The organism is Candidatus Marimicrobium litorale, assembly GCF_026262645.1.
Taxonomy (GTDB): domain Bacteria; phylum Pseudomonadota; class Gammaproteobacteria; order Pseudomonadales; family Halieaceae; genus Marimicrobium; species Marimicrobium litorale.
This window is the reverse complement of the sequence record NZ_SHNO01000001.1, coordinates 3,153,869-3,167,397: the sequence shown is the minus strand read 5'-3', so window position 1 is coordinate 3,167,397 and position 13,529 is coordinate 3,153,869. Positions and strand designations below refer to the sequence as shown.

Annotated in this window: 12 protein-coding genes; 4 read left to right on the top strand and 8 right to left on the bottom strand. The window is 52.1% G+C overall.

All coding sequences use genetic code 11. The features are described from left to right. Window positions 1-88: 88 nt before the first annotated feature. Window positions 89-1,777: a class I adenylate-forming enzyme family protein gene (locus tag EYC82_RS14375; protein WP_279250233.1), complete on the top strand. Its 1,689-nt coding sequence runs from the start codon at window positions 89-91 to the stop codon at window positions 1,775-1,777. A gap of 49 nt (window positions 1,778-1,826) precedes the next feature. Here the strand turns inward: EYC82_RS14375 and EYC82_RS14370 are convergent, their stop codons facing one another. Next, complete coding sequence (locus EYC82_RS14370) at window positions 1,827-2,492, bottom strand: DUF3313 family protein (RefSeq protein WP_279250232.1); 666 nt, start codon at window positions 2,490-2,492, stop codon at window positions 1,827-1,829. A 238-nt stretch (window positions 2,493-2,730) separates the two neighbouring features. Beyond that, complete coding sequence (locus tag EYC82_RS14365) at window positions 2,731-3,780, bottom strand: NAD(P)H-dependent amine dehydrogenase family protein (RefSeq protein WP_279250231.1); 1,050 nt, start codon at window positions 3,778-3,780, stop codon at window positions 2,731-2,733. Window positions 3,781-4,135: 355 nt separating this feature from the next. Between EYC82_RS14365 and EYC82_RS14360 the strand changes: the two genes are divergently transcribed. Beyond that, complete coding sequence (locus EYC82_RS14360) at window positions 4,136-4,729, top strand: pyridoxamine 5'-phosphate oxidase family protein (RefSeq protein WP_279250230.1); 594 nt, start codon at window positions 4,136-4,138, stop codon at window positions 4,727-4,729. 113 nt (window positions 4,730-4,842) lie between these two features. On the opposite strand, the gene EYC82_RS14355 is transcribed toward EYC82_RS14360, so the two are convergent. From EYC82_RS14355 to EYC82_RS14345, 3 genes are all read right to left on the bottom strand, one after another. Next, on the bottom strand, window positions 4,843-5,775 hold the full coding sequence (locus EYC82_RS14355; RefSeq protein ID WP_279250229.1) for an SDR family NAD(P)-dependent oxidoreductase: 933 nt from the start codon (window positions 5,773-5,775) through the stop codon (window positions 4,843-4,845). Between the two features lie 57 nt (window positions 5,776-5,832). Then, the gene (locus EYC82_RS14350; RefSeq protein ID WP_279250228.1) at window positions 5,833-6,189 is read right to left on the bottom strand and encodes a putative quinol monooxygenase; all 357 of its coding nucleotides are present in this window, start codon (window positions 6,187-6,189) and stop codon (window positions 5,833-5,835) included. A 74-nt stretch (window positions 6,190-6,263) separates the two neighbouring features. Next, complete coding sequence (locus tag EYC82_RS14345) at window positions 6,264-7,133, bottom strand: PilZ domain-containing protein (protein WP_279250227.1); 870 nt, start codon at window positions 7,131-7,133, stop codon at window positions 6,264-6,266. A gap of 304 nt (window positions 7,134-7,437) precedes the next feature. Here EYC82_RS14345 and EYC82_RS14340 point away from each other — a divergent pair, with 304 nt between their 5' ends. Beyond that, on the top strand, window positions 7,438-7,887 hold the full coding sequence (locus tag EYC82_RS14340) for a tellurite resistance TerB family protein (RefSeq protein ID WP_279250226.1): 450 nt from the start codon (window positions 7,438-7,440) through the stop codon (window positions 7,885-7,887). 20 nt (window positions 7,888-7,907) lie between these two features. On the opposite strand, the gene EYC82_RS14335 is transcribed toward EYC82_RS14340, so the two are convergent. From EYC82_RS14335 to EYC82_RS14325, 3 genes are all read right to left on the bottom strand, one after another. After that, window positions 7,908-9,521 carry an AMP-binding protein gene (locus EYC82_RS14335; protein WP_279250225.1) on the bottom strand — a complete coding sequence of 538 codons (1,614 nt, stop codon included), beginning with the start codon at window positions 9,519-9,521 and terminating at the stop codon, window positions 7,908-7,910. A 61-nt stretch (window positions 9,522-9,582) separates the two neighbouring features. Then, a complete protein-coding gene (locus EYC82_RS14330; protein ID WP_279250224.1) occupies window positions 9,583-10,158 on the bottom strand; it encodes a TIGR00645 family protein in 576 nt (191 codons plus the stop codon). Window positions 10,159-10,291: 133 nt separating this feature from the next. Next, a complete protein-coding gene (locus EYC82_RS14325; protein WP_279250223.1) occupies window positions 10,292-11,509 on the bottom strand; it encodes an MFS transporter in 1,218 nt (405 codons plus the stop codon). Window positions 11,510-11,850: 341 nt separating this feature from the next. Here EYC82_RS14325 and EYC82_RS14320 point away from each other — a divergent pair, with 341 nt between their 5' ends. Then, the gene (locus EYC82_RS14320; protein WP_279250222.1) at window positions 11,851-13,368 is read left to right on the top strand and encodes a GMC family oxidoreductase N-terminal domain-containing protein; all 1,518 of its coding nucleotides are present in this window, start codon (window positions 11,851-11,853) and stop codon (window positions 13,366-13,368) included. Window positions 13,369-13,529 lie beyond the last annotated feature (161 nt).

Genomic DNA, 13,529 nt, shown 5'->3' with positions numbered 1-13,529 from the left:
GATTAGAGTGGCCATTGTGGCAATAATAAGCTGTTTTCGTTCGCGAAGCTCGCTGCGCCACGACACCACGTTCAAAAGGAGACATCGTATGTATGCTGAATTAGCCCGCGCCAGGGCTGAACTCTGTGCCGAGGGGCAAGCGTTTGAACTTAAAAATGTTGAGATTAACGGTATTACAGTGCGATCCTGGAAAAACGCTGCCGCCAACCTTCGAGACTTCTGGCTGTCTACTGCCGGGCACGGTGATGCCACCTATCTGGTCTATGATGACGAGCGCTGGACCTATGCCGAAAGTCACGAGCAGGTGAGTCGCATCGCACGATGGCTCACAGACAATGGAGTAAAACCAGGAGACCGGGTCGCTATAGCGATGCGCAACTACCCGGAGTGGCTTCTGAGCTATTGGGCAATCGTCTCGATCGGAGCGGTCGCTGTTGGCGTAAATGCCTGGTGGGTGCCGGAAGAACTTGCCTACGGTTTCAATGACAGCGCCCCCGTCATTCTGATCTGCGATCGTGAGCGCCTGCAGCGCTACAACGAAATTCGCAACACGTGCCCCACCATGACGGTGGTCGGCGTGCGCTGTGATGACATCCTTACAGAGGACGATGTTCCCTGGTCGGTGGTTCTGCAATCGGCGGCCGATATGCCCCATGTCGAAATCGATACGGATACCGACGCCTGCATCTTTTACACCTCCGGAACAACGGGACGACCCAAGGGAGCCCAACTGACTCATCGGGGCTGCACCAATAACATCATGAGCAGCCTGTTTGGAAACCTGTCGCAAATTCAGGCTCTTTCGTCTATGGAAGGCAAGGAGTTCGGAACCGGTGGCACCCAATCAGTCCTGCTGACGACGCCGCTATTCCATGTAACAGCAAATAACGTTATCGCTCACACCAACAGCATGCTTGGTGGCAAATTAGTCTTTATGTATAAGTGGGATGCAGGAGAGGCGCTCAAGCTGGTAGAGCGAGAGCAGATTACTGCACTGTCGGGCGTACCCGTTATGTCTAGAGAACTTCTGGCCCATCCAGATTTTGAAAGCACTGATACCTCTTCATTGAAATCATTGGGCGGTGGCGGCGCACCAGTACACCCTGATCTGGTGGAGAAAATTGGCAGCAAGGCGAAGGTTGCGCCCGCACAAGGTTTCGGTATGACGGAGACTTGTGGTCTTGCCACAGGAGCTTTTGGACCTTATCTGCAGGACAGACCAGGCAGTGTCGGGCCGGCAATGCCGGTATTTGAAATACGGATTGTTGACACTGATGATCAGGATGTACCCAGTGGGGAGCGCGGCGAGGTACTATTGCGCAGTGCGCAGATCATCTCGGGCTACCTGAATCGCCCAGAGGCCACCGCTGAAACTATTGTTAGCGGCTGGCTACATACCGGCGACATCGGTTACCTGGACGAAGATGACTTTTTATATATCGTGGATCGTGCAAAGGATATGGTGCTACGAGGCGGAGAGAATATCGCCAGCGGTGAAGTAGAGTCCGTGCTTTACCGCTACCCGGGCGTCACTGAAGCGGCAGTATTTTCAGTACCAGACGAGGCAATGGGCGAGGAAGTGGGAGTCGCGATACACCTGTCAGAAGGCGCCACTGTGTCTGCAGAGGCATTGCGCGAGTTTAGCCGTGGCCTCCTTGCTGCATATAAAATCCCCAGATACATCTGGTTTCTCGATGAGCCCCTGCCACGCAATGCCAGCGGCAAGTTCCTGAAAAAAGATCTCCAAGCCAGGCTGCAGTTAGACACTGCCGCCTGACGAAACGGACTTTGAACCTGACTCACACATAAAGAGTGGCGCTAACGCGTCACCCTTTTTGCATTTTGGCCAGATGCTCGTTCAGTATCGTGGCCCAACGCCTCATGATACGGTCAAAGTCAGCCATATTTGTGACGCTGTCAGCGACTTGCATCATGCCTGAATCGTCCGCTGCTTCCGGGTCTATTACGCGTCCAATGATGGCCTGAGTTTTTCCATCGTATAAATCCATATACAGAGTCATAGAGCCCGCCGAAGCTACAAAAGTAGTCGTCATCCCCGGAGTCATGACGTCTGGCGCTGTCACGTCAAGATCAATAATCGCCGGCCGCAGTATCAAAACTCCACTGCCGCCATCAGCAACAATTTTGTGGCCGCCTTTTTCCAATACCTCTTCGAATTCTTTCTTGAACTCCGCAGCTATCCGCTCCCTGATCTTCTGCATATCCTTGTCACTGACACGCGCCTCGAAGTTGGCCTGTTCATTATAATCACGCTGCCAATTCTTGCTGAATGCGACATAAGGCTGGAGTATTGCAACGCTATTATACTGACTTAAATCTGCGCCAGGCTTCAGATAAACAGCGCGTAAAGCGGTATGCGGTTGCAACTTAAGACCATCATGGGTGACCGCGGGAAATTTCTGCTCGGCCGGTGTGGCACAACCAGTGAGGGCTACAACAAGCGCGAGTGAAAGTAATCTGAGATACATCATTAAACGTCTCCTTTTCTGTTTGTGTACCTGCTTATCCTGGTGTCGCCGATAATGTTAGATCGACTGCGGCCAAGATTCGCGATACAAGAGAGTATAGACGCAATTTAGCCGGCACCGGGGACGAATTTTAATGCAGAGGAGAAACTCTGCTGAAACTGTCGTTCTTACCGTATCGCGAATTTCCATGCCATAGGCCAATGTCTCGTTGCTTTGGATGGATATTTCGGTGCACTTTTCATTACCCGCTCGCACCACCGCGAGCAGTAATCATAGGCAGATCCAGCAAAGTGCGGATACCCGGCTTAGCCTCACAGACAAAAGGAATCGCATTAACCGCATGCACAGCGGTTGAAAGTAACACATCGTCGTTCCACTGATCGCCAAAGTCCAAAAACATATTGGGGCTGCCTTCGATTTTCACAGAGTGCCTGCCGCGCGGCCACTGATCACCTATTGCCTCATGCAAGCGCCACACCGTCTCGTGGACGATACGTTTTTCGCCATTGACCATTCCCGCCCACTCCCAGCGCTGGCCTGCGATTGTGCCGCTGGCTACGTCACCCGCAGCAATTTTCATGGCCCGGGTTGAAACTTCGAACTCGGAGTGGACAGTAATGCTGTCCAACTCCAGCTCCAGACCATCGGCCACCATCTGTATGCTCTCCCTGAACAAACCGTTGAGCCAGTTTGTATAACGAGCAGCGTGGTTTTCGAAATCTTCCGGGGAACAACCAAATCCCATCATGTCAAAGATCACACTCGGAGAAGGGTAAAACTCAAAATTGGTGATCTCCTGCACATAGATTTGATCCAGTCGCTGGCATATACCAGACATAACCAGCGGCAGCATATCTCCCATCCAGCCCGGATTAACACCAGTGCTATGAAAGCTACTGCCGCCATGTTCACAGGCCTGCTCAATACGAGCCTCTAGCGCTTCACCATGCACTTTGGGGTACATGTACCCGACTGTGGTGATGACGTTTTTTCCTGAAGCCAACAAGGCGCAGATTGTTTCTAAATCTTCATCCGGCGCTTCTCCGTAGACGAGAGAGGGCAACGGCGTATGGATCACACAATCCGCCTCGCTTGCCAATAAACGTTCCCGGTCATTCGTAGCCATCACCCCAAGACTGCCGATACCGGCGATCGTGCCCGCGTCGTTGCCGGATTTTTCATCGCTGTAGACATAGAGAGCGACTAACTCCATGCCCTCCCGCCCTGCTATGGTCACAATCGCGTGCTTACCGACATTGCCACTGGACCACTGAATAATGCGGTAACTCATGCCTGAAACTCCAATTTAGCCCCAAAGGATGCGGGGTGGATTCGCGTAAATGAAACAGCGCCTGTTTCCGGCGTCGTACCACCTTTTTCCTGCGCCAAACTAAAACGCCAAACCAGCGTCGCACCGGGGATCCCATTGAAGTGGTTGTGTCGATCATTCGTGGGGCGCGGTAATTTTCAAAGGGTATTTTAGGCATAATCTGCCATCAGGACTAGACCCTTGCAGAAAACCCGATAGGAGACTACTGTGCTCACCGACAGGGCGTAGCGAAGCAAACCGAGCTCGCTGAGCCTAGCGCGCCCGGTGTTGCGGCGCATTCTTCCACGCTTACCTAACTGCTTAAGGAGCAAGCAATATGGCCCAGACAAACGATCACGAAATCGTATCCATCTACCCGTTTTCTGAGGAAGACGTTGAAAACCTCATGACTCACGCTATCGAAGCGGTACTCATGTGGAGCACGAAGGATGGCTGGCCTGTTGGAGTAACACATGCGTTTATCTGGCGCGATGGAAAAATCTGGCTCACCTTTGCTTCCCACCGGCACCGCGCAGCAGCGATCCGGCGAGACAACAGAATCTCAGTCAACGTAAGCTCCGCCTCTTACGGCGACGGCGCGAGCGACACACTGCCCTCTGGCGCAATTACATTCAAGGGAACCGGAGAATTTCTAGACGACGACGAAACCAAGGGTTGGTTCTATCGAGCGTTGGCGGACAAAGTAGGCAACGGAAACCAGGAGGTATCAGACCATTTTCGCGACTTTTTGGACTCCCCTCTGCGCACTATTCTTGCTGTTACGCCAGTGAAACGTATCATGTATAACGCAGGGCTGGCCAACCGGCATATTGCCGGCGCCGTCAGCGAAGACGAACTGGGTGAGCGGCTAAGCAGCGATGCTGACCGCATGAACAAAGCAAGGAGTGAACAGGGTCTGGCACCACGTTAGCCAGCCCACAACGGACGTAACATAGTTGAACCCTGACGCGGCAGTGGCGATTACACCACCGCGTTATTAACGCATAGTCTTGCGGCGACAATTCTCAGGGCTAATCACTGTTGCTAGAAAATTCTGATCGTTGCAAGCAACTTCTCTGTTTTCTGCCAGAGTTGTTTTGCCAACACGTTATCAAGCGCATAGCCGCAATAGCCCGCCAACATGTGGCTCGCGGGGAGCTCGACACCTACATGACAATCTTCGAGGTAATAGCCCCCCTGCCCCTCAAGCTGCGGACTCACAGCCGCCCAGACGCTGGTCGCCGCTCCGCACTCAACGGTCTTGAATTTCATACCCTCTGTTGCAATAGACGTAAAATCATCCTCGGTAAGGCTGCGGGATAAATCGGTCATAATGACGCCTGGATGGACACAGTTTGCGGTAATTCCTTCGGATGAAAATCGCCGGTTCAGCTCCGTTGCGAAAAGAGCATTGGCCGTTTTTGAGGCACCATAGGCGGCCCACTTGTCATACTCTCGACTCTCCCAATTCATATCGTCTAGATCGACAGACGCAATCTTGTGTGCGCCGGAGGTCAGGACCACTATGCGACCGCCTTTATCCGATTTAAGTGCTCCCAGGAGCCGGTTGGTAAACACAAAATGGGCTATGTGATTAACGCCCAGTTGGGACTCAAAACCCTGTAGTGTCCTTTCCAAAGGGCAAGCCATAATGCCTGCATTGTTAATCAAAACATCGATACTGGCGAAGGACCGCAGCAGCTCGTCAGCACCGGACCTTACCGATTCCAGGTCGGCCAGATTCACCACCTGTAAATGAACGCTTGTATTGCCTGTGGACTCGATAATTTCAGACCTTCTGGCCTCCAGTTTTTCTGCGCTACGAGCGACCAGCACAACAGTTGCTCCGGTTGAGGCGATCGCTCGGGCAGTTTCAGCTCCCAGCCCACCGGACGCCCCCGTCACGACGACGACTTTGCCCGCCAGATCAAGGCCAGCGACGATTTCATCTGTGGTGCTATCAATCGTAAATACCATAGGAATCTCCAGCACTCTTCAAAAATTGGGCATACTGTTTTTGTGTGCCACGTCGTTTTAATCCGATAGGTCGTTGAAGAAGGCCGTCTTCTTTTCGAAGTCAGGCCCATAAACAGGCTCGTTGCTTTCGGTAAGATAGGCACGATTACAACTCTCTAACACGCCAGCGTCAGACATCACTGCCAACATGTCGTGATAGTTGGGGTGATCAAAATGTGCCACAAGCGCATTGCTGTCGTTCCACAGTTCATAAACCTGAATCGACAATGGGTCACACGGATCAGCGGCGAAACAGTACGCTAGGCAGCCGGGCTCATTCTCTCTCGTAGCCAATTGAACCGGGGCCGATGTCTTCACAGCATGGTCACGACTGGGTTCATCAGAGAATGTCAGTTGAGCGGCAACAATAATCATGAGTAGATATACCAAAAGAAAGAGTAGTTATCATACCTCGCCAACACAATGGGGTTGCAACAACCCAGCGTAATTTAGTTATTGCTGGCAGCGGCCATTCTACCCATTAACTCTTCTACACGTTTTCTCAGCTCGTCTGAGGGGTGCTCAAACTTAAGACCTATCCGATATACTTTTCCGCTGGCCAGCTGGATAGGCTTTTGGTGCACCACGCGAGCACGTAATTTGAGACTACAACCCTCAGCATCAAGCGCACTAATCACCATCTGCAATGACTGCCCAATGGGCATAGGATTAGGCACCGCAATACCGAGCCCGCCTGCAGAGATATCAGTCAGCGTTGAACGAAGTTCCTGTATCCCGTTGAACTCGACGTCCAGTCGCTGCACCAACCGGGGATATTCGCGTTCGCCGGCCTTTTCGGCATTTCGTGCCATGTGCTGGAGGATCGATTCCAACCTGGATTCATCTCGAGTATTCAGGCTGGAAAAACGCACTGACACGCCGCTGAAGGACTGGTGCTCCCATGTTCGCAGGACGCGCGACTCGATTGATATACAACCGCCTTGAGGCCGAGGCAGAATTACCCGAAGCACGTCGCCCTCTGCAATTTCTGCGTCGATCAGCATAGCCGCACCACCCCATGAAATATTCTGCAAGTTGGCATCCTGCGGCCTGGCCTCGCCGACTATAGAAACTCTGATGGGAGTGGATACATTGATGCGCAATTGCGTCCTTGCTTCAGCCGGACCGGCTTCTACAAGAGCCCGCTCAGCCGCCTGAGTTCTTACAATTTCAAGCGCTTCCTCCAGAACCTCTCGGCCCTGCATGAATAGGCCCGCATCTACATCTTCTGCATCTGGATCAGAGAGATTCTCCGCAGATACGTGCAGCGTAACAAAACCACGCTTTGCTCGATGTAATACCACACTCTGAGCAAGCAACTGGACGCAGGCTGAAAGTTCCTCTCGCGTCGCTTGTTCCAGAACTTTTTGGTGACTGGACTTGATGCATACCCCTCCTGATCGATTATTATTTTTCCATTCGTCACGATCAGTGAGCCTTAAGTATACACACTCCCGAGCTTTGCGGGCAGGCCCGAAATTGACCGTACAGCCTAGCTTGGCTTGGTTAAAGAAACCGACTAATATTTGAGCTGAGCTGAGCTGAGCTGGGCTGGGCTGGGCTGGGCGTTTAACTGCAAAAACTCGTCTACGCACCCCACAACAGATAGCCGGAGGCTTGTTGATGGAAAAAGAAAACGGCGAGCATTCTTTTGAGGGCGCAAAATTCGTTGTCGGACAGGAAGACGGAAAGACCATCTACGACAAAAAATTTCTTGTTTCGACCTTGTTGTTGTACGTAGCCAAGGGCGATGGGGAGATAGGCCCCTCCGAAACCGATCGCATGATTAATATCATCACTAATCATTTCGACAGTAACAGCGCAGAAGCCATGGGCCTTTTAAGTGACGCAGTGAGGGATTTCAGCGACGAAGAGGACGTGGTCGAGCGGTTGCGTGGTATCAGTCGAAGTCTGGATCAAAAGGAAAGAAAAGAGATTTTTAACATGCTGGTTAAAGTGATTTTGGCCGATGGAAACGTGGCCGATGGAGAACTTCGCACAGCACAATTTGCCGGCGAAATTCTGGGCTTATCACAGGATGCAATTCAAGCAGCTTTTCACTCAGCACGGTAACCGAGAAACGCCTGCGCGCCCTACCTTTTTGCCTTGAAACCTGCAGCTTTGCTGTCCCAGGTGTCTTTCGTAACGCCTAGTTTCCGCAACTTGTATTTTTCAACCTTGTTGGTCGGTGTGTAGGGCAGGCTTTCTACAATCTCCAGATATCGAGGCACAAAGTAATACGGCGCATTTTCATTGATGAATGTGCATATATCTTCCGGCACGAGTTTTACGCCCTCTACCAGCACTACGTTTATTTTAAGTTCGTCTTCGCTTTGTAGCGCTTCAGTTGGTATTCCAAACGCGGCCGCTTCACCAATATCAGGATGGCGAAGCACTACGCTTTCAACCTCAAGTGTCGATATATTACGGCCGGCGAATCGCACGGCATCTTTTTTGCGATCGACAAAAAAGAATGCGCCGGTATCTGGATCGCGCCGCGCCATATCACCAGTGAGAAACCATTCATCACGAAACGCTGCTGCAGTCGCCTCGGCATTATCAAAGTATCCATTAAAAACGACATGCGGTACTTTTGGCCGCACACAGATTTCACCGTGCTCGCCATCGGGAACTTCATTACCATCGTCATCGAATAAGCGAACGTCAGCATCCGGCACCTCAAAACCAAGCGCATACATGGGCGCGTCTATCCCGGAATGCTCGTGGTTCAAGGTTAAAAGACACTCACTCTGGCCCAGGCCCGAGGCAACCAGGCGAACCCCAAAGCGATTTTCAAAAGCGTTCCACATGGCAGGAGGCATGGGAACAATCAAGCCCTCCCGCAAAGAATTATCTGCATCATCCTCTCGCGCCGGAGAGTTCATCAGAAAAATCCCCATAGAACCGACCACAAACGTCTGGGTTGCTCCGAAGTGCTTTATGCGCTCCATAAAACTGCTCACTGAGAATTTTCTCTCAATGACGCAGCCAATACCCATCACCAGAGCACGCAGTACACAAGTGATCCAGGCGCCCGCGTTGTAAAGCGGCATAGCGCAGTAGACAATATCGCCTTTCTGGCTTTCGTACTGACAATTAGTCCCCTGCAGGATAGAGCGCAACCAATTATTATGGGCGATCATGACACCCTTAGACTTACCGGTTGTACCCGAGGTCCACAGAATGGCGCAGGTATCCCCGTAGTCCATGCTGCTATAGTCAGCTCTATACGGATCATGGTCCAGTAGCGTTCTATAAGCGGTCGCTCCTTCTTCCCTCGCTTCGTTATCCTCTAAAACAATCAATTCATTACAAACAATGCCCTCGCGGACTTCTCTCAGGCGTCCTAGATGTTCTGCATCGGTAACGACAAGGCTGGGGCGACTGCGTGCAAGTGCATCTCGAAGCCACTCGCCCTTGTAATCAGTACACACCGGCACCCAGACTGCTCCTAGTTTATTCAATGCCAAACACATCAAAACTAATTCCGGACGGCTGGCCATCAGAAATGCAACACGGTTACCGCGGGATACTCCCAGTGCGGTAAAGCCCGCAGCCAGGCGGTTAGTTATATCTTCGGCCTCGGCAAAAGTTACGGTGTCAGCATCAGTAATAAGAAAGGCAGTGTCGCTGTTGTACTCGGCCTGTAATTCCAGAATGCGTCCGAGATGGCGATCCGCGTTGTGCTCGAGTTTTAGTTCGTACATAGGACTATTATCCGCTGGGACAGGGCAGCCTTTCACTTTTCATTGATTGAAAGCCACCCCGTTAGTGAGGCCGATCTGGTTCAGTACTCTCTTGGGAGTGACGGGTCGCAAGATTTAAAAGGTACTCGGTATAAGCGATACCAACTGCAGACAAAATAAAGACAATATGAATAATCGTCTGCCACATAACGCCAGCTTCTGTATAGTTCACGTCATCTTCGCCAAGTGTACCGATCGCAATAAATGTCTTCAGCAGGTGTATGGAACTGATCCCGATTATTGCCATCGCCAGTTTGACTTTTAAAACCGTGGCATTCACATGGTTAAGCCACTCCGGTTGATCCGGGTGATTTTGCAAGCGGAGTCGTGAAACGAAAGTCTCATAGCCCCCAACAATTACCATCATCAAGAGGTTCGAGATCATCACCACATCAATAAGGCCCAGGACAGCCAACATAATATGCTGTTCATTTAAAACCGTTGCACCACCAATAAGATGTATTAGCTCTCGGACGAATAGAACTACGTATACCACCTGTGCCGCGATAAGCCCGAGGTAAAGAGGCAGTTGCAGCCAACGAGAACTGAAAATCAGTGCGGCCAGTGGCTTGAGGTTGCGATGCTCGTTATCAGTCATAAAGAAACTACGTTGTACTCAGTTCATTGGGGAGCTGCGCAGCGGACGCGCCGTTTGAGACTGCTCTCACCGCGAGCGTCGCATTTTAATAGAGTACCCGTGTCGGGTCAAAACAGCCGACACGGCTGGAAACTCAGCTACGGGACGCAGTCTCATATTTCAGCGGAACCAGCAGCAGTGCTGCCAATAGAATGACCCCGCTGAAAACCATCAACCCAAGGCTATAGCTACCCGTGGTGTCGAATAAACGGCCGACGAGCGCGTATGCCGGGAGGATGCTTAGCGTAATCACAGGCCCCATTGCGCCCATCGCTCGGCCAAAGCTGGCAACACCGAACACGCGCGCCATCATGGCACTCCAAACAGGTAGCAATCCGCCAGTCGACAGGCCAAAAAAAACAGACGCCAGTACCATTAGAGGGTATGTCGGTTCAGTGAGCAGTATTAAAAAAGCAACGCACAACAAAAAATGCGCAAGCCACAAACCTTTCCTGAGGTTTATACGGTCTGCGGCCATACCAAACACAAACTTGCCCACGACACCTCCTAAGGCAAGTATCGAAATCATGGTGGATATCTGGTTCTCCCCAACGCCTAAACCAGCGGCATAAGGTGCGAGATTCGCCAGCATGGAGGAAAAGGCGGCGAACACCATCCCCATACTCAGTCCAATAATCCAGAAGGCGGGTGTGCGAAGTATTTCAAGCATACTCATGCCGGTGTGGTGAACTGCGGATTCATTATTCTGCGGGGCGGGCTGATTCTCGACAGTCAACCCAAGGTCTGATGGCTGATTGCGCACAGTCAACCAAATGATCGGCATCACCAGCAGCACCGTGACCAATGCCATCATTTGTAAAGCATCACGCCAGCCGTAAAGTGAAATCCAAAAAGTCAATAACGCGGGCACGAGCACCCCGCCAAAGGAAGATCCTATAGAGGCAATACCGAGTGCTCGCCCGCGGTTAGTTGAAAACCAGCGAGACACAACTGCACTGCCCGGCATAGAACTCATTGATGCCAGTGATAAGGCCATAGTGGCGGCCAACAACCAACTGAAGGCGCCGATTGATTGGGCATTCGAGATAGCGAATAAACCCGAAGCCGTAAATAAACAGCCCAGCGTCATCAATATGCGTACCGAAAAACGATCAATCAATGCGCCTACGAGCGGGCCCATTATCAAGCCAAACAAGGTTCCCAGTGTCAGGCCGTACATAACCTGTTCGAGACTGGCACCGAATTCCTCACGTATCGGGTCCACGAGAACAGTAAAGGCGTAGGTAAACATTCCGTTCGCCAGAACCATTCCAAAAAATGCGCCGGCAACAACCCGCCATCCAATATACATTTTCTATAGGCTCTCTTTTCGAGGTGTATTTATCGCCATGTTACGTGACCCCTCGAGTTCAAATTTTCGCGAATAATCCACGTCATCGCTTTACCGATGCGCCTCCTTTGTCTGGCAGATCCCGGACAGGCAAACGCCATGCAATCTCAGGCAGAGCAGACCCTATCAGACAGAGCCTCTCTGTGCGATTTATCATTGACGAGCGTCCTCAAAAGAGTGGCCAGCACAGCGAAATACAGGTACAGCAATTTATCCCAGCGGGTGATAACGCATGAACGGGCTCACTGATCAGCCCAGGTACTACTATCATGGCATTATCGTAATACGAACGGAATACACACATGCGCCTGTCCCGACGCGGCTTTATCCAGCGGTCCTCTGCGATGGCAGCGGCTTCCGTTCTTCCCATTGGGTGTAGTGATAGCAGCGATCACTCTGCGCCCGACAGTCGTCGCGCAATCATCATCGGCTCGGGTTTTGCCGGATCGGTCGCAGCGCTGCGTCTGGCGGAGGCAGGTATTCGATCAATAGTGCTGGAGCGGGGGCGACAATGGACAGTCGAGGGCTCTGATACGTTTCCTACAACAGCCGCCCTCGACAAACGAGCCAGCTGGACTATTCCTGCCGCCGGCAGTGGTTCCCAAGGCACAACTTACGCCGGACTGCTCGAAACCATTTCAGGATCGAATGTCTCTGCGGTATGCGGCGCCTGCGTTGGCGGCGGCTCGCTGGTTTACGGTGGCGTCCTTATCCAACCGCCAAAGGACGCGTTCGAATCAGTCTTCCCTTATCTGAGTTACGATGCAATGGATAGCATCTACTACCCGCGGGTAATTGCTCAGATTGGCGCATCACCCATACCCGATGACATACTCGCCTCACCCAACTACAGCGCGCAGCGCATCTTCATCCGAGATGTCGAGGCGGCCGGCTACACCGCACTGAAACCCGCGGCCTCTTTCGACTGGGATATTATCCGTCGCGAGATAGCCGGCGAAATTCCCGCAGCTGCCAGTGTCGGTGAGTACCCATTTGGCTGTAACAGTGGAGCCAAACAATCCACAGACAAGAACTATCTGAAACTGGCTGTCTCTTCAGGGCTGGCGGAAGTCCGCAGCCTTACCGAGGTGGAAATGATTTCTGAGAAATCACCGCGTGGCTATACGGTGACTTGTCGAAGTATCACTGCAGATGGTGAGTTACTGGAACGCTACGCGTTAGAGGCCGATTATCTTTTCATGGCAGCCGGATCCATGAACACTACCAAATTACTCCTTAAGAGCCAGCAGAGCGGTGAACTCAATGGGGCGAACCAACAGATCGGTCAACAATGGGGAACAAATGGGGACCAGTTGCTGGCCCAGTTGCACCCGAAGGTCAGTGCGACGCCGCAGGGTGGCCCCGCCTGTATCGCAGCCGAGGACCGATCCAACCCTAACCACCCTGTAACCTTCATGCATTCGCCCCTGGCTTTTGGAACATTGCAGTTGCAACTTGCTATGTCAGTGCCGGACGAAACCGGCCGACTGAGCTACGATGCCATCGATGATACCGTGCAGATTAATTGGAGCACGGATACTGCCACGCCGTCGGCGATGGCGCGGCAAACAAGCTTCAACCACCTGGTGGCACAAAATGGCGGCACTGAAGCACCGTTCATTGAGGGTCAGATCTGGCATCCGCTTGGTGGCGCCGTGATGGGAGACGCGTGCGATGAAATTGGCCAACTTTACGGGTACCGCAACCTGTTTGTTATCGATGGGAGTCTGTTACCGGGAAGCGCCGCCACCGTTAACCCCGCTCTGACGGTTGCGGCGAACGCAGAACGCGTCATGGAAGCGCTTATCCCCTCCCTATAGGGCTCAATGCCAACCTCTGACATAAGCACTCGAACTTTTTGCTCAACTTACGTACAATCACGACCCAGCTGTTTTGACCCAGCGTCTGACAGCATTAGAAAAACGCCCTGTCCTGCTGCATCTAATTGATTTAAAACACTTTTATATCAACAGGAAGCTCA

What these genes read in the sequence shown, in the direction of transcription:
- EYC82_RS14375 (WP_279250233.1), top strand. Translation starts at nt 89, where the DNA reads ATGTATGCTGAATTAGCCCGCGCCAGGGCTGAACTCTGTGCCGAGGGG.
- EYC82_RS14370 (WP_279250232.1), bottom strand. Translation starts at nt 2,492, where the DNA reads ATGATGTATCTCAGATTACTTTCACTCGCGCTTGTTGTAGCCCTCACT.
- EYC82_RS14365 (WP_279250231.1), bottom strand. Translation starts at nt 3,780, where the DNA reads ATGAGTTACCGCATTATTCAGTGGTCCAGTGGCAATGTCGGTAAGCAC.
- EYC82_RS14360 (WP_279250230.1), top strand. Translation starts at nt 4,136, where the DNA reads ATGGCCCAGACAAACGATCACGAAATCGTATCCATCTACCCGTTTTCT.
- EYC82_RS14355 (WP_279250229.1), bottom strand. Translation starts at nt 5,775, where the DNA reads ATGGTATTTACGATTGATAGCACCACAGATGAAATCGTCGCTGGCCTT.
- EYC82_RS14350 (WP_279250228.1), bottom strand. Translation starts at nt 6,189, where the DNA reads ATGATTATTGTTGCCGCTCAACTGACATTCTCTGATGAACCCAGTCGT.
- EYC82_RS14340 (WP_279250226.1), top strand. Translation starts at nt 7,438, where the DNA reads ATGGAAAAAGAAAACGGCGAGCATTCTTTTGAGGGCGCAAAATTCGTT.
- EYC82_RS14335 (WP_279250225.1), bottom strand. Translation starts at nt 9,521, where the DNA reads ATGTACGAACTAAAACTCGAGCACAACGCGGATCGCCATCTCGGACGC.
- EYC82_RS14330 (WP_279250224.1), bottom strand. Translation starts at nt 10,158, where the DNA reads ATGACTGATAACGAGCATCGCAACCTCAAGCCACTGGCCGCACTGATT.
- EYC82_RS14325 (WP_279250223.1), bottom strand. Translation starts at nt 11,509, where the DNA reads ATGTATATTGGATGGCGGGTTGTTGCCGGCGCATTTTTTGGAATGGTT.
- EYC82_RS14320 (WP_279250222.1), top strand. Translation starts at nt 11,851, where the DNA reads ATGCGCCTGTCCCGACGCGGCTTTATCCAGCGGTCCTCTGCGATGGCA.